At 61.4% G+C, this 25772-nt stretch carries 22 protein-coding genes and 2 tRNA genes; 6 read left to right on the top strand and 18 right to left on the bottom strand.

Going from position 1 to position 25772, the window contains the following annotated elements:
• Positions 1-29: 29 nt before the first annotated feature.
• The 4 genes from rpsR to rnr form a co-directional block, all read right to left on the bottom strand.
• Positions 30-260 carry a 30S ribosomal protein S18 gene (gene rpsR / locus PspCFBP13528_RS08795; RefSeq protein ID WP_002551829.1) on the bottom strand — a complete coding sequence of 77 codons (231 nt, stop codon included), beginning with the start codon at positions 258-260 and terminating at the stop codon, positions 30-32.
• 28 nt (positions 261-288) lie between these two features.
• Positions 289-711: a 30S ribosomal protein S6 gene (rpsF, locus tag PspCFBP13528_RS08790; protein ID WP_003236224.1), complete on the bottom strand. Its 423-nt coding sequence runs from the start codon at positions 709-711 to the stop codon at positions 289-291.
• A gap of 201 nt (positions 712-912) precedes the next feature.
• Positions 913-1677 (bottom strand): 23S rRNA (guanosine(2251)-2'-O)-methyltransferase RlmB, encoded by a 765-nt coding sequence (gene rlmB, locus PspCFBP13528_RS08785; RefSeq protein WP_065951508.1) that lies wholly within the window; start codon positions 1675-1677, stop codon positions 913-915.
• Positions 1674-4304, bottom strand: coding sequence for a ribonuclease R (gene rnr / locus PspCFBP13528_RS08780; RefSeq protein WP_101218934.1), 2631 nt, complete (start codon positions 4302-4304; stop codon positions 1674-1676). Before rnr ends, rlmB begins: the two co-directional genes overlap by 4 nt.
• Before the next feature lie 226 nt (positions 4305-4530).
• Between rnr and PspCFBP13528_RS08775 the strand changes: the two genes are divergently transcribed.
• From PspCFBP13528_RS08775 to PspCFBP13528_RS08760, 4 genes are all read left to right on the top strand, one after another.
• Positions 4531-4617, top strand: a tRNA-Leu gene (locus PspCFBP13528_RS08775).
• A gap of 154 nt (positions 4618-4771) precedes the next feature.
• Positions 4772-4858 (top strand) — tRNA-Leu (locus tag PspCFBP13528_RS08770).
• Positions 4859-5016: 158 nt separating this feature from the next.
• Positions 5017-6042, top strand: coding sequence for an iron ABC transporter substrate-binding protein (locus tag PspCFBP13528_RS08765; protein ID WP_101218936.1), 1026 nt, complete (start codon positions 5017-5019; stop codon positions 6040-6042).
• Entirely contained in the window at positions 6042-7595 is a 1554-nt protein-coding gene (locus tag PspCFBP13528_RS08760; protein ID WP_065951511.1) for an iron ABC transporter permease, read from the top strand. The genes PspCFBP13528_RS08765 and PspCFBP13528_RS08760 overlap by 1 nt, the downstream gene beginning before the upstream one ends.
• A 97-nt stretch (positions 7596-7692) precedes the next feature.
• Here the strand turns inward: PspCFBP13528_RS08760 and PspCFBP13528_RS08755 are convergent, their stop codons facing one another.
• From PspCFBP13528_RS08755 to PspCFBP13528_RS08700, 12 genes are all read right to left on the bottom strand, one after another.
• Positions 7693-9627: a methyl-accepting chemotaxis protein gene (locus PspCFBP13528_RS08755; protein WP_065951512.1), complete on the bottom strand. Its 1935-nt coding sequence runs from the start codon at positions 9625-9627 to the stop codon at positions 7693-7695.
• A 139-nt stretch (positions 9628-9766) separates the two neighbouring features.
• On the bottom strand, positions 9767-11056 hold the full coding sequence (locus PspCFBP13528_RS08750) for an adenylosuccinate synthase (RefSeq protein WP_065886517.1): 1290 nt from the start codon (positions 11054-11056) through the stop codon (positions 9767-9769).
• Between the two features lie 54 nt (positions 11057-11110).
• Positions 11111-12298, bottom strand: coding sequence for an ATP phosphoribosyltransferase regulatory subunit (locus tag PspCFBP13528_RS08745; protein ID WP_065951513.1), 1188 nt, complete (start codon positions 12296-12298; stop codon positions 11111-11113).
• A 293-nt stretch (positions 12299-12591) separates the two neighbouring features.
• Positions 12592-13458 carry a protease modulator HflC gene (gene hflC / locus PspCFBP13528_RS08740; RefSeq protein ID WP_003188064.1) on the bottom strand — a complete coding sequence of 289 codons (867 nt, stop codon included), beginning with the start codon at positions 13456-13458 and terminating at the stop codon, positions 12592-12594.
• Positions 13458-14633 (bottom strand): FtsH protease activity modulator HflK, encoded by a 1176-nt coding sequence (gene hflK / locus PspCFBP13528_RS08735; RefSeq protein WP_003188062.1) that lies wholly within the window; start codon positions 14631-14633, stop codon positions 13458-13460. The genes hflC and hflK overlap by 1 nt, the downstream gene beginning before the upstream one ends.
• 96 nt (positions 14634-14729) lie before the next feature.
• On the bottom strand, positions 14730-16031 hold the full coding sequence (gene hflX, locus PspCFBP13528_RS08730) for a ribosome rescue GTPase HflX (RefSeq protein WP_065951514.1): 1302 nt from the start codon (positions 16029-16031) through the stop codon (positions 14730-14732).
• A 12-nt stretch (positions 16032-16043) separates the two neighbouring features.
• Complete coding sequence (gene hfq, locus PspCFBP13528_RS08725; protein WP_016976904.1) at positions 16044-16304, bottom strand: RNA chaperone Hfq; 261 nt, start codon at positions 16302-16304, stop codon at positions 16044-16046.
• A 95-nt stretch (positions 16305-16399) separates the two neighbouring features.
• Positions 16400-17371: a tRNA (adenosine(37)-N6)-dimethylallyltransferase MiaA gene (miaA, locus tag PspCFBP13528_RS08720; protein WP_065951515.1), complete on the bottom strand. Its 972-nt coding sequence runs from the start codon at positions 17369-17371 to the stop codon at positions 16400-16402.
• A complete protein-coding gene (gene mutL / locus PspCFBP13528_RS08715; RefSeq protein WP_162515421.1) occupies positions 17371-19269 on the bottom strand; it encodes a DNA mismatch repair endonuclease MutL in 1899 nt (632 codons plus the stop codon). The genes miaA and mutL overlap by 1 nt, the downstream gene beginning before the upstream one ends.
• Before the next feature lie 14 nt (positions 19270-19283).
• Positions 19284-20705 (bottom strand): N-acetylmuramoyl-L-alanine amidase, encoded by a 1422-nt coding sequence (locus tag PspCFBP13528_RS08710; RefSeq protein WP_065951517.1) that lies wholly within the window; start codon positions 20703-20705, stop codon positions 19284-19286.
• Between the two features lie 15 nt (positions 20706-20720).
• Complete coding sequence (gene tsaE / locus PspCFBP13528_RS08705) at positions 20721-21191, bottom strand: tRNA (adenosine(37)-N6)-threonylcarbamoyltransferase complex ATPase subunit type 1 TsaE (protein WP_137199999.1); 471 nt, start codon at positions 21189-21191, stop codon at positions 20721-20723.
• Positions 21179-22039, bottom strand: coding sequence for an NAD(P)H-hydrate dehydratase (locus PspCFBP13528_RS08700; protein ID WP_065951519.1), 861 nt, complete (start codon positions 22037-22039; stop codon positions 21179-21181). Before PspCFBP13528_RS08700 ends, tsaE begins: the two co-directional genes overlap by 13 nt.
• 63 nt (positions 22040-22102) lie before the next feature.
• On the opposite strand from PspCFBP13528_RS08700, the gene queG reads away from it, so the two are divergent.
• Positions 22103-23167, top strand: coding sequence for a tRNA epoxyqueuosine(34) reductase QueG (gene queG / locus PspCFBP13528_RS08695; protein ID WP_101218944.1), 1065 nt, complete (start codon positions 22103-22105; stop codon positions 23165-23167).
• Here queG and PspCFBP13528_RS08690 read toward each other — a convergent pair.
• Both PspCFBP13528_RS08690 and orn read right to left on the bottom strand, forming a co-directional pair.
• Entirely contained in the window at positions 23164-23781 is a 618-nt protein-coding gene (locus tag PspCFBP13528_RS08690; protein WP_170827587.1) for a trimeric intracellular cation channel family protein, read from the bottom strand. The two genes, queG and PspCFBP13528_RS08690, sit on opposite strands and share 4 nt — an antisense overlap.
• 225 nt (positions 23782-24006) lie before the next feature.
• Complete coding sequence (gene orn / locus PspCFBP13528_RS08685; RefSeq protein ID WP_065886529.1) at positions 24007-24549, bottom strand: oligoribonuclease; 543 nt, start codon at positions 24547-24549, stop codon at positions 24007-24009.
• A 108-nt stretch (positions 24550-24657) separates the two neighbouring features.
• Here orn and rsgA point away from each other — a divergent pair, with 108 nt between their 5' ends.
• On the top strand, positions 24658-25689 hold the full coding sequence (gene rsgA / locus PspCFBP13528_RS08680) for a small ribosomal subunit biogenesis GTPase RsgA (RefSeq protein ID WP_005784215.1): 1032 nt from the start codon (positions 24658-24660) through the stop codon (positions 25687-25689).
• Positions 25690-25772 lie beyond the last annotated feature (83 nt).

Genomic DNA, 25772 nt, shown 5'->3' with positions numbered 1-25772 from the left:
ATCCCTTACTACTTGTCGACTGCCCGGTCTCAGCGGCCGTGGCTGTCGGTGTAGGCCAGCAGGGCCAGGAAGCGGGCGCGCTTGATAGCGGTGGCCAGCTGACGCTGATAACGTGCTTTGGTACCGGTGATACGGCTTGGAACGATTTTGCCGGTCTCGGATACGTAGGCTTTCAGAGTGTTGAGATCTTTGTAATCGATCTCTTTCACGTCTTCAGCGGTGAAGCGGCAGAATTTACGACGACGGAAGAAACGTGCCATTTGATAGGCTCCTTAAAAGGTCCGTGGATTACTCGTCAGCGTTATCGCTGTTGTCGCTGTCATCACTGTCAGCGCTATCAGCGCCTTCGTGCTCAGGACGGTCGCGACGCTCACGGCGCTCACTGCGGTTTTCTTCAGCCTTGAGCATCTCGGATTGGCCGGTAACGGCTTCTTCGCGACGGATGACCAGGTTACGGATCACTGCATCGTTGTAGCGGAAGTTGTCTTCCAGCTCGGCCAGGGCCTTGCCGGTGCATTCAACGTTCAGCATCACGTAGTGAGCCTTGTGAACATTGTTGATTGCATAGGCCAGTTGACGACGGCCCCAATCTTCCAGACGGTGGATTTTGCCGCCGTCTTCTTCGATCAGCTTGGTGTAACGCTCAACCATGCCGCCGACTTGCTCGCTTTGATCCGGGTGGACCAAAAAGATGATTTCGTAATGACGCATGAATGCTCCTTACGGGTTGTAGCCTGCCGCTCAAAAACGGTCAGACAAGGAGTGAATGACACTTATGGATCTTGCCGCAGGGGAGGCACATGCGTGCCTGCCAGGTGGGCAAGGGGCGCAATAGTAGAGGAGCAGGGGGGAAGCTGCAAGCTACAAGCTACAAGTGGTCGACCACCTAGCTTTTAACTTGCAGCTTGAGGCTTACGACTTGCGCGAAGCGACTGCCTTTTTGGCACCGCGCTGACGCCGGGCTTCGAACAGGCACACGCCCGTCGCCACCGACACGTTCAAGCTGCTGACGCTGCCGGCCATCGGCAAGTGCACCAGGTAATCGCAATGCTCGCGGGTCAGGCGACGCATGCCCTTGCCTTCGGCGCCCATGATCAGGATGGTCGGGCCGGTGAGGTCCTGGTCGTAGATGCTGACTTCGGCCTCGCCTGCCGTGCCGACAATCCACAAGCCGCGCTGCTGAAGCTTCTCCAGGGTGCGCGCCAGGTTGGTCACGGCCACCAGCGGAATCACTTCCGCCGCGCCGCAGGCCACTTTACGCACGACCGGCGTGAGGGTGGCCGACTTGTCTTTAGGCACGATCACTGCCAGCGCGCCGGCCGCATCCGCCGAACGCAGGCAGGCGCCGAGGTTGTGCGGGTCAGTCACGCCGTCCAGCACCAGCAGCAACGGTGCGCCTTCGGTACGGTCGAGCAGCTCGTCGAGCATGGCTTCGCCCCACACCTGGCTCGGGCTGACGTCGGCCACCACGCCCTGGTGAACGCCTTCTACCCACACGTCCATTTCACGGCGCTCGGCCTGGCCGATGGCAACCTTGTTCTGGGTGGCCAGCTCGACCAGCGCTTGCACGCGTGGCTCGCTGCGACCTTCCGCCAGCCACACCTGCTTGACGCGCTTGGGGTGGTGACGCAGCAGTGCTTCTACGGCGTGCACGCCGTAGATTTTTTCCAGACTCATGACTTGGCCTTAGGTTTGCGCGACCCGCCGCTTTTCGCGGGGGCCGAACCCGCTTTAGGCGGGCCTTTACGGTGTTTACTCGGTTTGCTCGACGGTTTTTCCGCCCCCTGGGACTTTCCCCCAGACGCCGCTTTACCACCGCTTTTGGCTTCGTTGAGCAACTGCTGCTTCAACTCGCGGCTCTTGCGCAGCTCGGCGTTTTTCGCCGCGGCATCGCTTGGACGGTAGGCTTCAGGGGCCTTGTCCTTGGCCGAAGAACGACGACCGGTCTTGGCAGGTGCAGGCTCGGCAGCTGTCTTCACGCTGGAAGCCTTGCCTTTGGAAGCCGGCGCTGCGGTTTCGCTGCCACGCTTTTTGCGGCCAGCCGGCTCTGCAGGTTTGTCAGGCATGCCGAAGTCGATCTTGCGCTCGTCCAGATCGACACGCATGACCTGCACTTCCACAGTATCGCCCAAGCGGAAGCTGCGACCGGTGCGCTCGCCCGCCAGGCGGTGGTGCACTGGATCGAAATGGTAGTAGTCACCCGGCAAGGCGGTGACGTGCACCAGACCCTCGACGTAGATGTCGGTCAGCTCGACGAACAGGCCGAAACCGGTCACGGCGGTGATCACACCCGGGAACGACTCGCCCACGCGATCTTTCATGAACTCGCACTTGAGCCAGTTCACCACGTCACGGGTAGCTTCGTCGGCGCGGCGCTCGCTCATGGAGCACTGCTCGCCCAACTGCTCAAGCGCCGCTTCGTCGTACGGATAGATCCGTGCCTTCGGAATGGTCATGGCACCGGCGCGCTTGACGTGCGGGGTGTTCTGCTTGGAATGGATCACGCTGCGGATCGCACGGTGCGTGAGCAAGTCCGGGTAACGGCGGATCGGCGAGGTGAAGTGGGTGTACGCCTCGTAATTCAGGCCGAAGTGACCCTGGTTATCGGCGCTGTACACCGCCTGGCTCAACGAACGCAGCATCACGGTCTGGATCACGTGGTAATCCGGACGGTCCTTGATGCTGGCCAGCAGGGCCTGGTAATCCTTGGGCGTCGGGCCGTCCTTGCCTTTGTGCAGGGACAGGCCGAGTTCACCGAGGAACGCACGCAGTTTTTCCAGGCGCTCCGGCGGCGGACCGTCGTGGACGCGGTACAACGCAGGAATCTCGTGCTTCTTCAGGAATTCCGCGGTGGCCACGTTGGCCGCCAGCATGCATTCCTCGATCAGCTTGTGCGCGTCGTTACGGGTGGTCGGGGTGATGGCGGCGATCTTGCGCTCGGAACCGAAGACAATCCGGGTTTCCTGGGTTTCAAAATCGATCGCGCCACGGGTGTGACGGGCGCCCAGCAACACCTTGTACAGCGAATACAGCTGCTTGAGGTGCGGCACCACGTCGGCGTATTCGCTGCGCAGGGCCTTGGCTTCGCCGGTCTTCGGCGTTTCCAGGATGGTGCTGACCTTGTTGTAGGTCAGGCGCGCCTGGGAGTGGATCACCGCTTCGTAGAACTGGTAGTCGGTCATTTCGCCGGTTTTGGAGATGGTCATCTCGCACACCATGGCCAAACGGTCGACTTTCGGGTTCAGCGAGCACAGGCCGTTGGACAGCTGCTCCGGCAGCATCGGAATCACGCGCTCAGGGAAGTACACGGAATTGCCGCGCACCTGGGCTTCGTTATCCAGGGCCGAACCGATCTTCACGTAGCTGGACACGTCGGCAATCGCGACATACAACTTCCAGCCGCCGGAAAACAGGCGCAGCTTGCCCGGCTTGGCTTCACAGTAGACCGCGTCATCGAAGTCGCGGGCATCTTCGCCGTCGATGGTGACGAACGGCAGATGGCGCAGGTCGATGCGTTTTTCTTTGTCTTTATCTTCGACTTCCGGCTTGAGCTTGGCGGCTTCCTTGAGCACGGCATCAGGCCAGACGTGAGGAATATCGTAGGTGCGCAGCGCCACGTCGATTTCCATGCCCGGCGCCATGTAGTTGCCGACCACTTCAACGATATCGCCCTGGGGCTGGAAGCGCGCAGTTGGCCAGTGGGTGATTTTCACCTCGACAAATTGGCCGACCTTGGCGGCGCCATTGCGGCCCGGGGTGATCAGCACTTCCTGCTGGACCTTCGGGTTATCCGGCACCACAAAGCCGATGCCGCCTTCTTCGAAGTAACGACCGACGATGGACTCGTGGGCACGGGACACCACTTCGACGATCACGCCTTCACGACGACCACGACGGTCCAGGCCGGAAACACGCGCCAGGGCACGGTCGCCGTCGAACACCAGGCGCATCTGCGCCGGGCTCATGAACAGGTCGTCACTGCCGTCATCCGGAATCAGGAAGCCGAAGCCGTCCCGATGGCCGGCGATGCGGCCCAGGATCAGGTCGAGCTTGTCGACCGGCGCGTAAGTGCCACGGCGGGTGTAGATCAACTGAGCATCGCGCTCCATCGCACGCAAACGGCGGCGCAGGGCTTCGAGCTGGTCTTCGGTGGTCAGACCGAATTCTTCAACCAGCTGCTCGCGGCTAGCAGGCGAACCACGATCGGCGAGGTGCGCCAGGATCAGTTCGCGGCTAGGAATAGGGTTTTCATATTTTTCCGCTTCACGAGCGGCCTCGGGATCGAGGGACTGCCAATCGGCCATTAGAGAGTTTTCACCTTGTCTATATGCGGGTTAGTTTGGCATACGCGTATTGAAACGGGAAATTTCAGACGTCATCAAGCCTTTTAAAAGGCCTTTGCAGCCCCCGGCGCGCACCTTGCACGACCATTGGCGAAATTTTCCAGGCTTTTTTCATGGCAGGGGTTTACAGCGTAAATATCGCTCCGTATAGTGCGCGCCATCGACGACGGCAACGTTGTCAGATAATGCCCAGGTGGTGAAATTGGTAGACACGCCAGCTTCAGGTGCTGGTGATCGCAAGGTCGTGGAAGTTCGAGTCTTCTCCTGGGCACCAAATTCAGATCAAACCCGCGAAAGCGGGTTTTTTCGTTTCAGACCTTTGATTTTTAACGGAAAAATTGATTTATATTTTTCGAATCAGGGGTTTACAGATCAAAAAGCCCGCCGTATAGTTCGCCCCATCAACAGCGGCAACGTTGTCAGATAATGCCCAGGTGGTGAAATTGGTAGACACGCCAGCTTCAGGTGCTGGTGATCGCAAGGTCGTGGAAGTTCGAGTCTTCTCCTGGGCACCAAATTCAGATCAAACCCGCGAAAGCGGGTTTTTTCGTTTCCGGGGTTTGGAAACTTTGGCTGGAAAACTTTACCCACCGTCAGCCTCAAGCCCGCACTTGAGAAGCTTTATCGTTTATCCTTGTAGTGATTTGTTGCACATAAGCGAGGAACACTTCGGATGATGATCCGCGATAACCGACTCAAGACATCCCTTCTGCGTGGCCTGTCTCTTACCCTGCTCGGCCTGACTCTGCTCTCACCCAACGCCTATTCCGCTGACAAGATCTCCCTGACCCTTTACAACGGCCAGCACAAGGAAGTCGGCGATGAGCTCGCCAAAGCCTTTGAAGCCAAGACCGGCATTCACGTCAACGTGCGCAAAGGCAGCAGTAACCAACTGGCCAGCCAAGTCGTCGAAGAAGGCGACCGCTCCCCCGCCGACGTGATCTATACCGAAGAATCGCCGCCGCTGAACAAACTCGGCGAGCAAGGCTTGTTGGCGAAAATCGATGCCAGCACCCTCGACGTGCTGCCCAAGGACTACGTCGGCAGCAATGGCGACTGGATGGGCGTGACTGCACGCACCCGCGTTGTCGCCTTCAACCCCAAGCTGATTGCCGAAAAAGACCTGCCCAAATCGGTGCTGGATTTCGCCGGTCCCGAGTGGCAAGGCAAGGTCGGCTTCGTGCCCACCAGTGGTGCCTTCCAGGAACAGGCGGTGGCGATCATCAAGCTGCACGGGCGTGAAGCCGCTGAAGAGTGGCTGACCGGCCTGCGCGCCTTCGGCAAGGTGTACAGCAACAATATGGTGGCCCTCAAGGCCGTTGAAAATGGTGAAGTGGCCACTGTTTTGGTGAACAACTATTACTGGTTTGCCCTGAAGAAAGAAAAAACCAACCTCGACTCCCAACTGCACTATTTCACCGACGGCGATGCCGGCGGCCTGATTACCGTGTCTTCGGCGGCCGCGCTGAAATCCAGCAAACACCCCAAGGAAGCCCAGCAACTGTTGGCCTTCATGGCCAGTGAAGAAGGCCAGCGCGTGATCACCAACACCTCGGCGGAATACCCGTTGCGCAAGGGCATGCAATCCAATCGCGGCCTGAAGCCCTTCAACGAACTGCAACCGCCGAAAGTCACCCCTGCCGACCTGGGCAATGCGGAAGAAGCCCTGGAACTGGAACGTGACGTTGGCTTGAACTGATGACCCCAACGCTTCGCGCTGCAGGCTTTCGCCCCCGGCGCAAACGCCCTTCAATCTGGCTGCTGTTGCCGGTGCTGTTGCTGGTTGGCCTGAGCCTGCTGCCACTGGTGTATGTCGGGCTCAAGGCCTGGCAGGCCGGCTGGGCACAGGCGGTGCATCTGCTGTGGCGGCCTTATGTCTTCGGGCTGCTGCGCAATACCTTGTCGCTGATGGTCGGCGTGACGGTTGTGTGCGGCGTGGTCGGCCTGTCCCTGGCCTGGTTGCTGGAACGCAGCAATCTGCCGGGGCGACGCATCTGGGGCGTGATCCTGTGCCTGCCGTTTGCGGTACCGGCGTTTGTCAGCAGCTTCACCTGGGTGTCGCTGAGCGCCAACTTCGAAGGCCTCGGCGGCGCGATCCTGGTGATGAGCCTGTCCAAGTATCCGCTGGTATTTCTGCCGGTGGCCGCCACGCTGCGCAATCTTGACCCCGCCCTGGAAGAGTCGGCGCGCACCCTGGGGTTGAATCGCTGGGGCGTGTTCCGGCGCATTACCCTGCCGCTGCTGTGGCCCTCGCTGGTCGCGGGAGCGCTGCTGATTGCGTTGCACATGCTGGTGGAATTCGGCGCCCTGTCGATCATCGGCTTGCAGACCTTTACCACCGCGATCTACCAACAGTTCGAACTGGAGTTCAGCAACGCCAACGCCGCAATGCTCTCGGCGGTGCTGCTGGTGATGTGCCTGAGTTTGTTGTGGCTGGAGCTGCGCGTGCGCGGCAAAGGCCGCCATGTGCGGATCGGCCAGGGCGCGGCGCGACATGCCGAGCAGGTGAAACTGGGCAAGTGGGCGTTTTTTGGCCAGCTCTATTGCCTGGCGCTGGCGATCATTGGCAGCGGCATTCCGCTGGGAATGCTTGGCTATTGGCTGGCCGTGGGTTCATCGGCGGCGTTTCCGGTCGCTGCAATCAGTGAGGCGCTGTTATCGTCCCTGGCGCTTTCCCTGGGTGGCGCAGCGTTGTGCCTGGCACTGGCGGTGCCGGTGGGCCTGCTGGTGGTGCGCTACAAAGGCCAACTGGCGATCTGGGCTGAACGCCTGCCGTACCTGCTGCACGCCCTGCCCGGCCTGGTGATTGCATTGACCCTGGTGTATTTCGCACTGCATTACGTGCCGGCGCTGTATCAGACGTCGGCACTGTTGCTGATCGCCTATGCGCTGTTGTTCTTGCCCCTGGCCCAGGCGCCGATTCGCACGGCTCTGAACAAGGCCGCGCCACAGTTGGAGGAGGCAGCGCGCACGCTCGGCGCATCGTCGTTCAGTGCGTTCTGCCGGGTGACGCTGCCGATCATTTTCCCGGCATTGGGTGCCGCGTTTGCGCTGGTGTTTCTGGATGCGATGAAGGAGCTGACGGCCACCTTGTTGTTGAGCCCCACGGGGTTGAACACTTTGGCGACTGCCGTGTGGGCGCATACCTCGAATGTGGAGTTTGCGGCAGCGGCGCCGTATGCGGCGTTGTTGATTCTGGTGTCGGGGTTGCCGGTGTATCTGCTTACGACGCGGATGTATCTGAGTCGCTGAAATGGCTATCGGGGGCAAGCCCCCTCCCACACTTGAGTTGTGAACACATTCAAATGAGGGAGGGGGCTTGCCCCCGATGAGGCCGGCACAGACAACACTAAGCCCGAAACTGCCCCAGACTCGCCTTCAACTGCGCCGCCAACCCATCCAGCACCTTGCCACTGGCAGTAGTCTCCACCACCGCTTGCGCGGCCCGCTCAGCCTGGGCATGAATCACCTCGACCCGGCCACGCACCGCATGCGCACCCTGGGCCTGATGCTCGGCCGCGCGTGTCGCCAGACCGATTGCCGCATGCACCTGCTCCACCGACGCCTGCACCGTCTGCTGCAAGCGCACGCTGTCGCGCAGCACCAGCAAGCCTTCATTGGCCTGGCGCCCCGCCTTGCCGATGGTTTCCACGGCCTCACGCGCGCCCTGCTGCAACGCCACGATATGCGCCTGGATATCGCCGGTGGAGCTTTGGGTCTTGCTGGCCAGCGCACGCACTTCGTCCGCCACCACCGCAAAGCCGCGCCCGGTCTCGCCGGCCCGTGCCGCTTCAATAGCCGCGTTGAGGGCCAACAGGTTGGTTTGCTCGGCGATGCCATGAATCACCGTCAGCACTACCTCGATCTGCTCGCTTTGCTGCGCCAACCGCTCGATCACCTGGGACCCGGCCTGCACCTGCCCGGCCAACGCCTCGATCAAGCTGCCGACCTCAGCCGACGTGCGCGAGTTCTCATCCGTGGCCTGGCGAATCTCCACCACCTGCTGCAAGGCCGCCTGCATGGCATGGCTTTCGGCCTGGGCCTCGTCGGCCATTTGCGACAGTGCGCGCAGGCTTTCTGCAACCTCGTCGCGCTGCAGGCCAGCCGCTGCATCGGCGCCGGCATTGCGCAAGGTCATCGCGCCGATCTCCATGCCGGTGCGCTGGGCCACATCGCCCGCCTCGCGCACGATGGGCTGTAACTTATCCACAAAGCGATTGACCGCCGAAGCCATGTCACCAATTTCATCCTTGCTGCTGATCTGAACACGCTTGGTGAGGTCGCCCTCGCCTGCCGCCAGGTCATCCATGGCGGCGATCAACAGCTTCAGGCGGTTGACGACGCGGCGGCCGAGCACAATGGCGATCAGCAGCAATACGCCAAGACCGACCAGCGCCAGGCCCATGCCGATACGCCAGCGCAAGGTGCCGGCAGCCTCTTGCACCGCACTGGTGGTATTGGCGGCCATCTGCGTGGCCGTGACTTGCGCCGATTGCAGGCGCGCGCCCATGGCGGCAGCGCTATCGGCCGCGGCGCCTTTGAGGCTGTCGCCAACCAGTTGATCACCGCTGGCAATCAGCGCGGCGAAACGGGTGTCCAGTGCTTGCAGATCGGCCTCGACCGATGCGGTCGACACCCCCATGCGGACTTTGCCGATCTCAACGCCGTTGGGGCTGATCGAGGCTTCGACGTAATACACCGAAGGATCAGCCTTGGCCGCGTCCAGTACTTTATCCAGGGCACGGTCCCCCGCGCCTTTGGCCAACAAGGCCTGGTTGATCGGATTTTCACGGTTCAGGTAGCGGGTCAAATGCTCGCCGGCCGCGTCGTCATACACCACGAACAACACGTTAGGATTACGCTGCGCACGCCGGGCAAACTCCGATAATGTCGGCACGTCGCTGTCCCACATGGCACGCGGCGCCACCGAAGCCAGCAACTGCGCCATGTCATTGGCGGAGTCCTGCAGGTCTTTTTCCAGGGTCGCACGCAATTGCTTCTGCTCTTGCTGAAGACGCGTGGAAAGCCCTGCGGTCAGACGCTGGCGGGTGCTGGTGGAAAGGCTATCCAGGCTGGAGGTGACTTCCTTGCCGGCCTGGGCCAATTCGCCGGACAGCTTCTGACTGTCGATGCCCAGGCGGTGACCCAAATCGGCCTCCAGGGCCGTGACCGTGCTCCGCGTCAGCGCGACGGCCACCAGCACTTGCACCAAAAGAGCGATACCTAGGGTAACGAACACCGGCCGCAGCAGACGGCTTTGTAACAACGAGAGAACGGCAGACACTGGAAATCCCTCCACCACGGGTGCCATTAAATTGATAGCACCGCGAAAAAGAGAAACACAGCAAGGGTCGTGCCGCTTGCCAGGCAGAAACGACAAAGGGCTCCCGAAGGAGCCCTTTACTTTTTACATCAACAGCTTATTAAGCGAACGGGTGACGCAGAACGATGGTCTCGTTGCGGTCCGGGCCCGTCGAAATAATGTCGATCGGTGCGCCGATCAGCTCTTCGACGCGCTTGATGTAGGCGCGGGCGTTGGCTGGCAGCTCTTCCAGGGTCTTGGCGCCCACGGTCGATTCGGTCCAGCCCGGCACTTCTTCGTACACAGGCTGCAGGCCCACGTAGCTGTCAGCGTCGGTCGGCGCAACATCGTTGCCTTGCGCGTCTTTGTAGCCGACACAGATGTTGATGGCTTCCAGGCCGTCGAGCACGTCCAGCTTGGTCAGGCAGATGCCCGAGATGCTGTTCACGTCGATAGCGCGACGCAGGATAACGGCGTCGAACCAGCCACAACGACGAGCACGGCCGGTGGTCGCGCCGAATTCGTGACCTTGTTTGGCCAGGTGAGCGCCGACGTCGTCGAACAGCTCAGTCGGGAACGGACCGGAACCTACACGGGTGGTGTACGCCTTGGTGATGCCCAGGATGTAGTCCAGGAACATCGGGCCCACGCCCGAACCGGTGGCCACGCCGCCGGCGGTGGTGTTGGAGCTGGTCACATACGGGTAGGTACCGTGGTCGATGTCCAGCAACGAGCCCTGGGCGCCTTCGAACATGATGTCTTTGCCAGCGCGACGCAGGTCGTGCAGCTCGGCCGTCACGTCGAGCATCAGCGGCTTGAGCAGCTCAGCGTATTCCTTGCACTCGGCCAGGGTCTTTTCGAACTCGATGGCGGGCTCTTTGTAGTAACCCACCAGCATGAAGTTGTGGTAATCCACCAGTTCACGCAGCTTGTCTTCAAAGCGCGGCATGTTGAGCAGGTCGCCCACACGCAGGCCACGACGTGCAACCTTGTCTTCGTAGGCCGGGCCAATGCCGCGACCGGTGGTGCCGATCTTCAGCTCGCCACGGGCCTTTTCACGGGCCTGGTCCAGCGCCACGTGGAAGGACAGGATCAGCGGGCAGGATGGGCTGATACGCAGGCGCTCGCGCACCGGTACGCCTTTCTCTTCCAGCTTGATGATCTCGCGCAGCAGGGCGTCCGGCGCAACCACCACGCCGTTGCCGATCAGGCACTGTACGCCTTCGCGCAGTACACCCGAAGGGATCAGGTGCAAGACGGTTTTTTCGCCATCGATGACCAGGGTGTGGCCCGCGTTGTGGCCACCCTGGTAGCGCACTACGGCGGCAGCATGTTCGGTCAGCAGATCAACGATCTTGCCTTTGCCCTCATCACCCCATTGGGTGCCCAGGACTACGACATTCTTACCCATAACACTTGTCCTCATTCGCGCAAACTTGGTGCCGGCGATGGCCGGCAGGAAAACTCAAGAAGCCAGTGGCGATACTTGCCAAAGCCCGTTCTGCTGAATCAATTGCCGGTCGCAGTCCGCTTCACGGGCGGCGGCCAATGGCTGCCCAGGCAACGCCTGGACGACACGCTGACCCTCACTGCGCAACTGGCAGACCTGCTGCCAGAGTGCCGCGTCCGTACTGTCGGGCATCCAGATGCCACCAGACGGCAGCTCGACCTCAGCACGCCCCAGGGTCACCAGGGTTTTCAAATCGGTGGAAAAGCCGGTGGCCGGACGGGCGCGACCGAAGTCGGCGCCGATATCGTCATAACGACCACCCTGGGCGATGGCCTGGCCAACACCCGGAACAAACACCGCGAACACCACACCGGTGTGGTAGTGGTAGCCGCGCAACTCGCCCAGATCAAAATACAGCGGCAACTGCGGGAAGCGCGCCGACAATTGCTCGGCAATCGCCAGCACATCGTTCAGGGCGGCCAACACCGGCGCCGGTGCGTTGGCCAGGCGCTCACGTGCAGTGACCAGCACTTCACGGCCGCCGCACAGGTTGACCAGCGCACGCAGCATGTCGGCCAGTTCAGCCGGCACGCCAGCGGTCAGGGCAATGACTTCATCGATGGCCTTGCGTTGCAGCGCATCGAACAACTGTTGCTCAACCTCACCGGACAAGCCGGCCGCACGTGCCAGGCCGCGGTAGATACCCACGTGGCCCAGGTCCATGTGCACGTCCGGCACATCAGCCAGTTGCAGCATGGCCAGCATCAGGCTGATCACTTCAACGTCGCTGCTCGGGCTCGCATCGCCATACAACTCGGCGCCCAGCTGGATCGGGCTGCGCGACGATGACAAGGCACGCGGCTGGGCATGCAGCACGCTGCCGGCGTAGCACAGGCGGCTGGGGCCTTCGCGGCGCAGGGTATGCGCATCGATACGCGCCACCTGCGGCGTGATGTCGGCACGAAACCCCATTTGCCGGCCCGATTGCGGGTCGATGACCTTGAAGGTGCGCAGATCCAGGTCCTGGCCCGCGCCAGTCAGCAGGGATTCCAGGTACTCGATATGAGGGGTCACGACAAACTCGTAGCCCCAGCTCTGGAACAGATCCAACACCTGGCGACGCGCTATTTCAATACGCGCAGCTTCTGGTGGCAGTACTTCTTCGATGCCATCTGGCAGCAGCCAGCGGTCTACCGTTGCCATTACGCCATTCCCCTTTGATCCGGGCGGCCAGCCCTCGGCCGAGCCTTGAGTGAAGCAGAAAATACCCGCTGCCTGCATAAACCACGCGCAAGAGCGACGTGACGAACGACCTGTCACCGGCCTCGTCGGGCACTTTCCTCGAAAAACCTGTCACGCCTGCCGAATCGAACACGCAGACGCAAAAAAGCCGGGAATTTCCCGGCTGCCGCATCATACACCCGTTTTCTGAAAGGATCACCCCGCCAGGCATTTTAGCCGCCCGACGGAGTGGTCCCTACAGAATCACAGGCCTGTTACTTGGACTTTTCCAGGTAGCGGAAGAAATCGCTGCTTGGGTCCAGCACCAGCACATCAGTCTTGTTCGCGAAGCTTTCACGGTAGGCGCGCAGGCTACGGTAGAACGCGTAGAACTCCTGGTCCTGGCCGTACGCCTTGGCGTAGATCGCCGCGGCTTGAGCATCACCATCACCACGAGCCTCTTCAGACTCGCGATAGGCCTCCGCCAACAGTACACGGCGCTGACGATCGGCATCCGCACGGATACCCTCGGCCAGCTCGTTACCCTTGGCGCGGTGCTCACGGGCTTCACGCTCACGCTCGGTGCTCATGCGCTCGAACACGCTGCGGTTCACTTCCTTGGGCAGGTCGATAGCCTTGACGCGAACGTCGACCACTTCGATACCCAGTTCTTTCTCCGCCATGGTGTTCAGCGAACGAGTGATGTCAGCCATCAGCGCATCGCGTTCACCGGATACCACCTCGTGCAGGGTGCGCTTACCAAACTGGTCACGCAGGCCCGACTCCAGACGGCGCGACAAACGCTCGTCTGCAATCTGCTTGAGGCCCGAGGTCGCAGTGTAGAAGCGCTCGGCATCCTTGACGCGCCACTTGGCGTAGGCGTCAACCATCACGGCTTTCTTTTCCAGGGTCAGGAAGCGCTGTGTCGGTGCATCCAGAGTCATCAGGCGCGCGTCGAACTTGCGCACCTGATTGACGTAGGGGACTTTCACATGCAGGCCCGGCTGGACATCCGCCTGGACCACGCGACCGAATTGCAGCAGCACCGCGCGCTCGGTCTGAGCGACGATGTAGAAGCAGTTCCAGGCAGCGATGACCACGACGACGCCCACAATCAGGGCGGTCAGCGATTTATTGCTCATCAACGGCTCTCCCTGGTACGTGTTTGCTGTTGCAGCAAGTCAGCGGCCGCACGGGCGCTCGCTTCGTTGGCAGCGGCATTCGAACCGGTGGACGGCGCGCTGGCGCCGCTACGCCCACCTTCGATCATCTTGTCCAGCGGCAGGTACAGCAGGTTGTTCTGCCCACCCTTGCTGCCGGTCACGAGAACCTTGCTGGTGTTGCTGAAGACTTCCTGCATGGTGTCCAGGTACAGACGCTCACGAGTAACCTCGGGCGCCTTGCGGTACTCGGCAACCAGCTTGGTGAAGCGGTCCGCCTCACCCTTGGCGCGGGAGACTACTTCGTCGCGGTAACCGTTGGCATCCTCAAGGATACGCTGGGCCTGACCACGGGCTTCCGGCACCACGCCGTTGGCGTAGGTTTCAGCCTGGTTGCGCGAACGCTGCTCGTCTTCACGGGCGCGGATCACGTCGTCAAAGGCTTCCTGCACTTCACGCGGTGCGGCTGCGCTCTGTACGTTGACCTGGGTGACGGTGATACCGGTGCGATAGGTATCGAGGAAGCGTTGCAGGCGCTCCTTGATTTCGCTGGCCATCAATTCACGCCCTTCGGTCAGTACCTGGTCCATGGCGGTGGAACCGACCACGTGGCGCAGGGCACTTTCGGTTGCGTGTTGCAGGCTGATTTCCGGCTGATCGACGTTCAGCACGAAGTCCTGCAGGTTGCTGATCTTGTACTGCACGGTCAGCGGCACTTCGACGATGTTCTCGTCTTCAGTCAGCATCTGGCCCTGCTTGGTGTAGGCACGCTCACGCGTGACGTTCTCCATGTACTTCTTGTCGATCGGCGGGAAATAGATGTTCAGGCCTGGCCCGACAGTCTCGTAATACTTGCCGAAGCGCAGCACAACGGCTTGCTCCTGCTCATCCACCACGTAGACCGCGCTGTACAGCCAGACGGCTGCGAGCACGACAAGACCCAGGCCCAGCAGGCCATAGCCGCCGCCCTTGCTTGTGCGACCGCCATCGTCACCACCGCGTTTTTTCCCACCACCGAACAACCCATTCAGGCTTTCCTGCAGCTTTCGGAAGGCCTCGTCGAGATCCGGTGGCCCCTTGCGGTCGCCATTATTGCGGCGCTTACCACCCCAAGGATCCTGATTATTCGAGTTGCCACCCGGCTCATTCCAAGCCATAGCGCTCTCCATCTGATAAAGCAAAGACGCACCCACGGCGCGCCGACCAATGCTACAGAATGCCTGCTACCGCGGCACAACCGCTTTCTCAGGCTTTTATTGCAAAGTGTGTTGTTCGATGAACTCCGCCGGTACAACACCCTCGCGACTGACCAGTCGATTGAGCTCCGCGCGTGGCAATCGAACGGCCAGCAAGCTGACACCTTCTTCGTCGTGTTCTTCTTTCTGTACCGCGCCCAGCTCGAAAAACTGTGCACGCAGTCGAGCAAAACGCTGCGGCAAGCGCAAGGTGCCAACGAACAAATCGCCGCCGAGCAACTCGGCGATGGCTTGCTCAAGCAACTCAAGACCACTGCCATCACGCGCCGACAACCAGACCCGCTGGGGCCTGCCATTCTCATCGCGCTGGATTTGTGGCTCGACGCCTTCAAGCAAATCGAGTTTGTTATAGACCTCGAGGATCGGCAAGTCCTGGGCACCAATCTCGCCCAGCACCAGCATCACCTGCTCGATCTGCAGCATGCGATCCGGCTCGGCCGCATCGATCACGTGCAACAGCAGGTCGGAATTGCTCGACTCTTCGAGCGTAGACCGAAATGCCTCGACCAGCTTGTGCGGCAAGTGACGAATGAACCCCACCGTATCGGCCAGGACAATCGGCCCCAGGTCGTCCAGATCCAGGCGGCGCAGGGTCGGGTCGAGCGTCGCGAACAGTTGGTCGGCCGCGTACACGTCCGACTTTGTGACGTTATTGAACAACGTGGACTTGCCCGCGTTGGTATAGCCCACCAGCGACACGGTGGGAATATCCGCACGGGAACGGCCACGGCGCGATTGCTCGCGCTGGCTGCGGACTTTCTCCAGGCGGCCCTTGATCTGGCGCAGGCGAACCCGCAACAGACGCCGGTCGGTTTCCAGCTGGGTTTCACCCGGGCCACGCATGCCGATGCCGCCGCCCTGGCGCTCAAGGTGCGTCCAGCCGCGGACCAGCCGGGTGCTCATGTGGTCAAGCTGGGCCAGTTCGACCTGGAGCTTGCCTTCATGGGTACGCGCGCGCTGGGCGAAAATATCGAGAATCAGGCCGGTGCGGTCAATCACGCGACACTCGAAGACACGTTCGAGGTTACGTTCCTGACTGGGCGTGAGGGTGTGATTGAAGATCACCAGATCGGCTTCTTCGGCATGGACCAGGTCGCGCAATTCTTCGACCTTGCCGCTGCCAATCAGGTATTTGGCGGTTGGCCGATGACGCGGCACGTTAAAAAACGCAACGGTCTCGGCGCCGGCCGAATTTGCCAACTCCTGAAACTCCTGCGGATCTTCGCGCGCCTCAGGGTCCTGTCCATCCAAGTGAACGAGGATTACTCGCTCACCACCACCGTGGCGCTCAAAGAACAAAGGAGACTCCTATCAGGCGTTACCTGGCTCAGCGTCAGCTGCTTCATCACCTGCTGCGCTAGGCAGACGGATTGGACGAACAGGAACGACTGTCGAGATAGCGTGTTTGTAAACCATCTGGCTGACGGTGTTTTTCAGCAGGATCACGAACTGGTCGAACGACTCGATCGTACCTTGCAACTTGATACCGTTGACCAGATAAATGGAAACCCCCACTTTCTCTTTACGTAAGGTATTCAAGTAAGGGTCTTGTAGCGAATGCCCTTTTGACATGTGCCGCACTCCTTTAAGGATCAATAATAAAAAATCGGAAAAATAAATAGCTCATGGCCGCCACACCCCCAAGGATAGACGGCAATTGCAAGGACTCAGCTCAATATGGAGACCGTTCCCAGGTATTTCAAGGCGCGTGACAGATTGTCGCTGTCCAGGCTGTCCAGCCAGTGCAAATCGCTCCAGCTGCGCAGCCAGGTGAACTGGCGCTTCGCCAATTGGCGCGTGGCAATGATGCCGCGCTCCTGCATTTCGGCTGACGTCAGCTTGCCATCCAGATGATCCCAGACTTGGCGGTAGCCTACAGCACGTATCGAAGGCAAACCTGCATGCAGATTACCTCTGGAACGCAGTGCTACGACCTCCTCCACAAACCCCTGTTCCAACATATTTGTGAATCTTTGTGCAATTCGTTCATGCAGCACCTGGCGGTTTGCCGGAGCGATGGCCAGGTTCGCCACAGTATAGGGCAATTGTGACCGGCCAGATGCGCCTGCATCAGCACTTTGCGCAGTTTGTTTCAGCCTGTGTTCAGTCATGGTCTGGCCACTGACGCGCCAGACTTCCAGCGCGCGGGTCAGACGCTGGGGATCATTGGGGTGAATGCGCGCCGCCGACACCGGATCCACCGCCGCCAACTGGTCGTGCAGGGCTTGCCAGCCAAGGCGTGCAGCCTCTTCTTCGAGTTCGGCACGCACCTGGGCATCGGCGGGCGGCATATCCGCCAGGCCTTCCTGCAAAGCCTTGTAGTAGAGCATCGTGCCGCCGACCAGCAACGGGATATTACCCCGCGCGGTGATCTCGGCCATGGCGGCCAGGGCGTCGGTACGGAAATCCGCAGCCGAATAGCTCTCGGCCGGGTCGATAATGTCGATCAAACGATGCGGATGCCGGGCCAACACGTCTTTCGAAGGCTTGGCCGTGCCGATGTCCATGTCCCGGTAAACCAGGGCAGAGTCCACACTGATCAGTTCGCACGGCAAGACCTTGGTCAGCTCGATGGCCAGGTCGGTCTTGCCGGCGGCCGTTGGGCCCATGAGGAAAATCGCGGGGGGCAAGGCACTCATCAGCGACCGCGCAGGAACAGTTTGTCCAGATCATCCAGGCCCATCTGGGTCCAGGTCGGGCGGCCATGGTTGCATTGGCCGCTGCGCTCGGTGTTTTCCATGTCGCGCAGCAGGCCGTTCATTTCCGGCAGGGCCAGGCGACGGTTGGCGCGGATGGCGCCGTGGCAGGCCATGGTGCCGAGCAGCTCGTTGATATGCGCCTGGATACGGTCGCTGGTGCCGTACTCCATCAGGTCGGCCAATACATCGGCTACCAGGCGGTTAGCCTCGGCTTGCTTGAGCAGCGCGGGAATCTGGCGGATCGCCAGGGTTTCCGGGCCCAGGCGTTGCAGTTCGAAGCCCAGCTTCTGGAACACGCCGTGGTGCTCTTCGGCGCAATCGGCTTCACGCTGGCTCACCGCCAGGGATTCCGGTACCAGTAATGGCTGGCCACTGAGCCCTTCACTGGCCATGGCGATCTTCAAGCGCTCGTACATGATGCGCTCGTGAGCCGCATGCATGTCCACCAGCACCAGGCCGTGGGCATTTTCCGCAAGGATGTAGATGCCCTTGAGCTGTGCCAGCGCGTAGCCCAACGGTGGAATATCACCGCCACCCTCGGGCAAGGCAACGGTGCCTGGCTCGGCACCCGGCAGCGGCGCGAAGAACTCACGATAAGCCGCCTGGGCCTCGGCCACCGGCACGGTCGATTGCGGGCGCGGCGTGTATTGATATTGATAACCGGCGCCGGCTCCCGCGTTGGGCGCCGTGTAATTGGGCTGCGGCTGCGGTGACTGCAGCAGATTAGCGGCGAGGCTCATTTCGCCCTGGGGGCCGAACTCACCGGCCTCAGGGCCGCTTGGGCGAACTACCGCCGTCACGATGGGCGCCGACAACTGATCATCCGGGCGCACATCGCCCAAGGCACGGTGCAAGGTGCCATACAGAAAGTCATGCACCATGCGCCCATCACGGAAGCGCACTTCGTGCTTGGTCGGGTGCACGTTGACGTCGACCACCGAGGGATCGACCTCAAAAAACAGCACAAACGTCGGATGCCGCCCGTTGAACAACACGTCGCGGTACGCCTGGCGCACCGCATGGGCCACGAGCTTGTCGCGCACCGCCCGGCCATTCACGAAGAAATACTGCAAATCCGCCTGGCTGCGGGAGAAGGTCGGCAAACCGACCCAACCCCACAGGCGCAAGCCATTGCGTTCAATCTCTATCGGCAGCGCCTGCTCCAGGAAGCCACCACCGCACACCGCCGCCACCCGCCGAGCGCGCGCGGCGTCGTCATTGGCTTCGTGCAGGCTGAGGATGGTCTTGCCGTTGTGGCGCAGATGGAACGCCACGTCGAAACGCGCCAGGGCCAGACGCTTGATCACTTCCTGCAGGTGATCGAATTCGGTTTTTTCGGCCTTGAGGAACTTGCGCCGCGCCGGGGTGTTGAAGAACAGGTCGCGCACTTCCACCGAGGTGCCCACCGGATGGGCTGCCGGCTGGACCCGGGGCGCCATGTCGCGGCCTTCGGTTTCCACTTGCCAGGCCTGCTCGGCGCCGCGTGTACGCGAGGTCAGGGTCAAGCGGGCCACGGAGCTGATGGAGGCCAGGGCCTCACCGCGAAAGCCCAGGCTCATCACCCGTTCAAGGTCCTCCAGATCGCGGATCTTGCTGGTGGCGTGACGGGCCAGGGCCAGCGGCAGGTCATCCGAAGAAATGCCGCTGCCATCGTCGCGCACCCGCAGCAGCTTGACGCCGCCCTGTTCCACGTCAACGTCGATGCGTTTGGCGCCGGAGTCGATGCTGTTTTCCAGCAGTTCCTTGATCACCGAGGCCGGGCGCTCGACCACCTCGCCCGCAGCGATCTGGTTAGCCAGGCGCGGGCTGAGCAATTCGATACGCGAGCCACTATTCAAAACAGATTCGCTCATTACTGCGCCGCCAATTCGGTGCCCGGGATGGTCAACACCTGGCCGATCTTCAGCTCATCGGTCTTCAGGTTGTTGGCGCTGCGCAAGGCGGCGGGCGTGACCTGGAAACGTACGGCCAGCATGGCCACGGTGTCGCCGGGCTGCACGCGGTGGTCACGCGGGCCCTGGGCAATTTTGCCGGAATCACGCAACCAGGCGATGTAAGTGCCCGGTGGCGGGTTCTGTTGGAAGAACTGGCGCACGCCGGCACTGATCGAGCGCGCCAATGCTTGCTGGTGGCCGGCGCTGGCGAGCTTGGATGCCTCGTTGGCGTTGGAAATGAATCCGGTCTCGACCAGGATCGACGGGATATCCGGCGACTTCAGCACCATGAACCCGGCTTGCTCAACGCGCTGTTTGTGCAGCGACGTGACGCGACCGATGTTGCTCAGGACTTTCTGGCCGACATTCAGGCTGGAGGTCAGCGAGGCGGTCATCGACAGGTCGAGCAGTACGCCGGCGAGCATTTTGTCCTTGTCGTCGAGAGACACGTTACCGGCCCCGCCGATCAGGTCGGAACGGTTTTCACTGTCGGCCAGCCAACGGGCGGTCTCGGACGTCGCGCCGCGATCCGACAGGGCAAACACCGACGCACCGAAAGCGGCGGTGGAAGGTGCAGCGTCGGCGTGGATCGAGACGAACAGGTCTGCGCCTTTCTTACGTGCGATTTCAGTACGTCCACGCAACGGAATGAAGTAGTCGCCGGTACGGGTCAGTTCGGCGCGATACCCTTTCATGCCGTTGACCTGGCGTTGCAGTTCGCGGGCGATGGCCAGCACCACGTCTTTTTCATGTTGGCCGCGCGAACCGGAGGCGCCGGGGTCTTCGCCACCGTGGCCGGCGTCGATCACCACAATAATGTCGCGCTTGCCTGCCGGAGCGGGCGGCGGCGGTGGCAACTTGACCTGAGGTTGCGAGGGGTTGACCGGCACCGCAGGCACCGTCGCGACGCTGGGCGTCGGCACAGGCGGCGGCGCGGCATCGGCGGGGTTGTCGAACAGATCGACCACCAGGCGGTTGCCATATTGGGCGTTGGGGGCCAGGGAAAAGCTTTTTGGGGTGACCGCCTTTTTCAGGTCGATGACCACGCGCAGGTCGGTCGGCGTGCGCTGGGCCGAACGCATGGCGGTAATGGGTGTATTGGCGGTGGAGACTTTCAGCGGCGCGGCCAGGCTCGCACCGTTGATGTCGATCACCAGGCGATCGGGCGCCGTGAGGGTAAAGACGCTGTGCTGGACCGGGCCAGACAGGTCGAACACCAGTCGCGTGTTATCCGGCGCTCGCCACAGGCGCACACTTTTCACCTGTGAAGCAGCCAGAGCATTGACAGTCATTGCCGCAAGCAACACCCCCACGACAGCAACCAACGCGCGAAAGCGCATACCTAACCCCACCAATTATTTGAATTCCAGTGCCAAAGCGGCGCACCACGACTGGCCGCGCGCGCTCTGGGGCAACAACTTCAACTGACGTCCGTGCTCATGCGGCGTAATGGTAATGGTCATGTCCGGCTTTGGCAAAAAGCCTGTGCCTTTATTTGGCCACTCGATCAGGCATAACGCGTCTTCGTCGAAATAATCACGGATGCCCATGAATTCCAGCTCTTCAGGGTCCACCAAGCGATAGAGGTCGAAGTGGAAGGCGCGAATGTTACCGATCTCATAGGGTTCGACCAGTGTGAACGTCGGACTTTTTACCGCACCGGCATGCCCCAAACCGCGAATGATGCCTCGGGACAGCGTGGTCTTGCCCGCTCCCAGGTCGCCCTCGAGGAAGATCAGCCCTGCCCCGGCCGTGACCTGGGCAATGCGCTTGCCGAGGCCGACCATGGCCTCTTCATCCGCCAGGAAAAGAATTACTTCAGGCACGGCGACTGCTCCTCCAACAATTGACGAATGGCCGGTATCAGGTCACTGGCGGCGAGGCCGCGACCGAACGTGCCCTGACGGTCCCCTGCCGTGGCGTGCAACCACACGGCCAGGCAGCTTGCCTCATAGCCGTGCATGCCCTGGGCCAGCAATGCACCGACGAGGCCGGCCAATACGTCACCCAGCCCCGCCGTCGCCATGGCGGGATGGCCCTGGTCACAGCGTGAAACACGACCGTCCGGACTTGCAATCAAACTGCCAGCGCCCTTGAGGATAGTCACCGCATTGAATGTCTGGCTCAACGCGCGCGCCACCTTGAGGCGATCGGCCTGAACCTCGGCTGTCGAGATGCCCAACAGCCGTGCGGCTTCGCCTGGATGCGGGGTAATCACGCAGTTGGCCGGCAGGCTGACGCTGCCCGTCGCCAGTTGATTCAAGGCGTCGGCGTCCCAGACTTGCGGCTGGGGCGCGTTGGCGGCGACGGACAGCAGGCTTTTACCCCAGGATGCGTCACCCAGACCGGGCCCGATCACAATGACCGAGATCTTTTCCAGCAGGCCCATCAGTTGGTTGGCCGAATTCACACCCTTTGTCATCACTTCGGGCAGACGAGCCAGCGCGGCGGGAACATGCTCAACGCGTGTCGCCAACGACACCATCCCCGCACCACTGCGCAAGGCACTTTCGGTACTGAGCAACGCTGCCCCGCCAAAGCCTCGGTCGCCGCCGATCACCAGCAGGTGGCCGAACTGGCCTTTATGAGCGTCCAGCGAACGCGCAGCCAGTTGCGGCAAGTGGCCCGGCAACAACAGCTGAACGTCGGTTATTTCGTGTTTTGTCTGAGGCATGCGTCTTCAAGCTCCGATGTCTGGCAGAATTATACGCATCTAACCTGTGGTTTCCCGTGTCTCATGCCCGCTATTACCTCCGATCTGCCTGCTCTCGCCCAATCGATCAAAGACTGGGGCCGCGAGCTGGGCTTCCAGCAAGTCGGCATCAGCGGCCTCGACCTGGCCGAGCATGAACAGCACCTGCAACGCTGGCTCGACGCGGGCTACCACGGCGAGATGGACTACATGGGCGCCCACGGCAGCAAACGCTCCCACCCCGATGAGCTGGTGCCGGGCACCTTGCGCGTGGTGTCGCTGCGCATGGACTACCTGCCCGGCGACACCCAGATGGCGCAACTGCTGGCCCAGCCGGAAAAAGCCTATATCTCGCGCTACGCCCTGGGGCGCGATTATCACAAGCTGATCCGCAAGCGCGTGCAGCAATTGGCTGACCGTATCCAGGCGCAGATCGGGCCGTTCGGCTTTCGCGCTTTCGTCGACAGCGCACCGGTCCTGGAAAAAGCCATCGCCGAACAGGCCGGCCTCGGCTGGATCGGCAAAAACACCCTGGTACTCAATCGCAAGGCCGGCAGCTATTTCTTCCTGAGCGAACTGTTTGTCGATTTGCCATTGCCGGTGGACCCACCCCACGCCACCGAACATTGCGGCCGCTGTACCGCGTGCCTGGACATCTGCCCTACCAACGCCTTCGTCGGTCCCTACGTGCTGGATGCCCGGCGCTGCATTTCCTACCTGACCATCGAACTCAAGAGCGCAATCCCCGAGGACCTGCGCCCTCTGATCGGCAACCGCGTATTCGGCTGCGATGACTGTCAGATCGTTTGTCCGTGGAATCGTTTCGCCCGGCCCACCGCCGAAAGCGATTTCAAGCCACGGCACAATCTGGATAACGCGGAACTTGCCCAATTGTTTATGTGGGACGAGGATAAATTCCTCAGCAGCACCGAAGGCTCACCCTTGCGCCGCGCCGGTTACGAGCGCTGGCTGCGCAATTTGGCGGTGGGCCTGGGCAATGCGCCGTCGAGCATTGCGGTACTGGAAGCCTTGAAGGCGCGGCGCGATTACCCGTCGGAACTGGTGCGCGAACATGTGGAGTGGGCGCTCAAGCAACACGCCGCACGCTAGTGGACATCGTCGTTGTAGACGAACTTGGGCATTTCCCAGTGAAACCGGATCGCCAGCAGGCGCAGTAGAAAGCCGCTGAACAGGGTCAGCAGAATCGCCTGTTCGCTGGGCAATTGCAGATACAGGCACAGCAAGTAGAACCAGGCGGCCAGGAACGACACGCTGGCGTACAGCTCACGGCGGAAGATCAGCGGGATGTCGTTGCAGAAGATGTCTCGCAGGATGCCGCCAAATACGCCGGTAATCACGCCGCTGACCGACGCCACGAGCATGCCATGCCCCATTTCCAGGGCGGTCATGCAGCCGATCAGGGTGAATGCCACCAGGCCCAAAGCGTCCAGCGCCAGAAACAGCGAGCGCAGGCGGCGCATCAGCGGTGCGATAAAGATGGTCACCAGCGCGGCCACCGAGGTCAGCACCAGGTATTCCGGGTGCTTGACCCAAGTCAGTGGGTAGTGTCCCAACAGCACATCGCGCACCGACCCGCCACCCAGCGCCGTCACGCAGGCAATCAACACCACGCCGAACCAGTCCATGCCGCGTCGACCGGCGGACAAGGCGCCAGTCATGGCTTCGGCGGTGATGGCGATGAGGTAGAGCATCAGCAGCATGATGGCGATCCTTGCAGGGAGGCCGGCAGTCTAATCATTTGCAGATAGCACCAGAAGGGGGCAAGGATAATCGCCGTCCCGCCTCCCCTCCCGCACTTGGGTTTGCAAAACCATTCAAATGTGGGAGGGGCTTGCCCCCGAAAAGGGAGTGTCAGTCCATGCATCCGGGCCTGACACACCGCCATCGGGGGCAAGCCCCCTCCCACATGTCCAGCGGTCGCGCCGATTTCAGGCCTTGATGAAGTGCTTGCGGTAATGCTGCAACTCGGCGATCGACTCGCGGATATCGTCCAGCGCCAGGTGGGTGCTGCCTTTGTGGAAGCTGTCTTTGACCTCCGGTGCCCAGCGCGCAGCCAGTTCCTTCAACGTGGACACATCCAGGTTGCGATAGTGGAAGTAGCTTTCCAGCCCTTTCATGTGCGTATAAAGGAAGCGACGGTCCTGGCAGATGCTGTTGCCACAGATCGGCGACTTGCCCCTGGGCACCCATTTTTCCAGGAAGGCGATGGTTTCGGCTTCGGCTTCGGCCATGCTGATGCGGCTGTCGCGTACCCGCTGGGTCAGGCCCGAGTTGCCATGGGTGCGGGTATTCCACTCATCCATGGTGGCGAGCACAGCATCGCTGTGGTGAATGGCGATCACCGGACCTTCGGCCAAGGTGTTGAGGTTGCTGTCGGTGACAATGGTCGCCATCTCGATGATAACGTCGGTGTCGGGGTTCAGACCGGTCATTTCCAGATCGATCCAAATCAGGTTCTGTGGGTTTTGCATGGCTTGATTCTCTTGGCACCTTGGCGTAGCTGCGCAGTTTAGCAGGCGGGGCCGTGCTAGACTCGCGACCGTTTTACCCAACTTTTGCATTATCGACACGGAACACCAATGGCCAAACGCCAGCTCAATCGTCGCCAAAACTGGCGCATCGAAAAGATTCAAGGTGAACGCGCAGCGCGCGCCGCCAAACGTGAATCCTCCGCCGTGGAAGCGCTCGAGGGCGGCGACCTGGGGCCCGAACAAACGGGCCTGGTGATCGCGCACTTCGGCGTGCAGGTCGAAGTCGAGGCGCTGGAAGGCGAACTCGCCGGCTCTGTGTCCCGCTGCCACCTGCGCGCCAACCTGCCTGCGCTGGTGACCGGCGACAAAGTCGTGTGGCGCGCCGGTAACCAGGGCATCGGCGTGATCGTCGCCCAGTTGCCACGCAGCACCGAACTGCGCCGCCCCGACAGCCGTGGCCAGCTCAAGCCGGTGGCGGCCAACGTCGACATGATCGTGATTGTGTTCGCGCCGCTGCCCGAGCCCCACGCCAACCTGATCGACCGCTACCTCGTCGCCGCCGAGCATGCCGGTATTCGCCCGCTGCTGCTGCTGAACAAATTCGACTTGATCGACGAGCAGAACGCTCCGGCGCTCAATGCATTGCTGGCGGTCTACCGCACCCTGGGCTACCCGGTGCTGGAAGTGTCGGCCCATCACGGCAACGGCATGGAACAACTGCAACAGCAGTTGGACGGGCGCATCAGCGTGTTTGTCGGCCAGTCAGGTGTGGGCAAGTCGTCGCTGGTCAACAGCCTGCTGCCAGAAGTCGACACCCGCGTCGGCCCGCTGTCGGAGCTGTCCGGCCAGGGCACACACACCACCACGACCGCACGGCTGTTCCACTTCCCAGGTGGCGGTGAGTTGATCGACTCCCCGGGTATCCGTGAATTCGGCCTCGGCCATGTCAGCCGCAGCGACGTGGAAGCGGGCTTCATCGAATTCAACGACCTGATCGGCACTTGCCGCTTCCGCGACTGCAAACACGACCGCGAGCCAGGCTGTGCATTGCTCAAGGCGCTGGAGGATGGCCGCGTGCAGCAGCAGCGGATGAACAGCTATCGGTCGATTATTGCGAGCTTGCCTGAGAGCAGTTACTAAGCTGCCTCCACCTCTGTAGGAGCGGGCTTGCTCGCAAAGGCCCCAAGAGCAACGCGGGCATCCTGGATACAGGCGTTTTCGTT

The sequence above is a fragment of the Pseudomonas sp. CFBP13528 genome (genome assembly GCF_005233615.1).
In the GTDB taxonomy this organism is placed as follows: domain Bacteria; phylum Pseudomonadota; class Gammaproteobacteria; order Pseudomonadales; family Pseudomonadaceae; genus Aquipseudomonas; species Aquipseudomonas fluorescens_AM.
The sequence above is the reverse complement of the archived record's forward strand: the minus strand, read 5'-3'. Positions and strand labels throughout refer to the sequence as shown.

Bases quoted from the DNA above. Each gene is read 5' to 3' on its own strand.
- rpsR (WP_002551829.1), bottom strand. From the start codon at position 260: ATGGCACGTTTCTTCCGTCGTCGTAAATTCTGCCGCTTCACCGCTGAA.
- rpsF (WP_003236224.1), bottom strand. From the start codon at position 711: ATGCGTCATTACGAAATCATCTTTTTGGTCCACCCGGATCAAAGCGAG.
- rlmB (WP_065951508.1), bottom strand. From the start codon at position 1,677: ATGAGTCTGGAAAAAATCTACGGCGTGCACGCCGTAGAAGCACTGCTG.
- rnr (WP_101218934.1), bottom strand. From the start codon at position 4,304: ATGGCCGATTGGCAGTCCCTCGATCCCGAGGCCGCTCGTGAAGCGGAA.
- PspCFBP13528_RS08765 (WP_101218936.1), top strand. From the start codon at position 5,017: ATGATGATCCGCGATAACCGACTCAAGACATCCCTTCTGCGTGGCCTG.
- PspCFBP13528_RS08760 (WP_065951511.1), top strand. From the start codon at position 6,042: ATGACCCCAACGCTTCGCGCTGCAGGCTTTCGCCCCCGGCGCAAACGC.
- PspCFBP13528_RS08750 (WP_065886517.1), bottom strand. From the start codon at position 11,056: ATGGGTAAGAATGTCGTAGTCCTGGGCACCCAATGGGGTGATGAGGGC.
- PspCFBP13528_RS08745 (WP_065951513.1), bottom strand. From the start codon at position 12,298: ATGGCAACGGTAGACCGCTGGCTGCTGCCAGATGGCATCGAAGAAGTA.
- hflC (WP_003188064.1), bottom strand. From the start codon at position 13,458: ATGAGCAATAAATCGCTGACCGCCCTGATTGTGGGCGTCGTCGTGGTC.
- hflK (WP_003188062.1), bottom strand. From the start codon at position 14,633: ATGGCTTGGAATGAGCCGGGTGGCAACTCGAATAATCAGGATCCTTGG.
- hfq (WP_016976904.1), bottom strand. From the start codon at position 16,304: ATGTCAAAAGGGCATTCGCTACAAGACCCTTACTTGAATACCTTACGT.
- miaA (WP_065951515.1), bottom strand. From the start codon at position 17,371: ATGAGTGCCTTGCCCCCCGCGATTTTCCTCATGGGCCCAACGGCCGCC.
- PspCFBP13528_RS08710 (WP_065951517.1), bottom strand. From the start codon at position 20,705: ATGCGCTTTCGCGCGTTGGTTGCTGTCGTGGGGGTGTTGCTTGCGGCA.
- PspCFBP13528_RS08700 (WP_065951519.1), bottom strand. From the start codon at position 22,039: ATGCCTCAGACAAAACACGAAATAACCGACGTTCAGCTGTTGTTGCCG.
- queG (WP_101218944.1), top strand. From the start codon at position 22,103: ATGCCCGCTATTACCTCCGATCTGCCTGCTCTCGCCCAATCGATCAAA.
- orn (WP_065886529.1), bottom strand. From the start codon at position 24,549: ATGCAAAACCCACAGAACCTGATTTGGATCGATCTGGAAATGACCGGT.
- rsgA (WP_005784215.1), top strand. From the start codon at position 24,658: ATGGCCAAACGCCAGCTCAATCGTCGCCAAAACTGGCGCATCGAAAAG.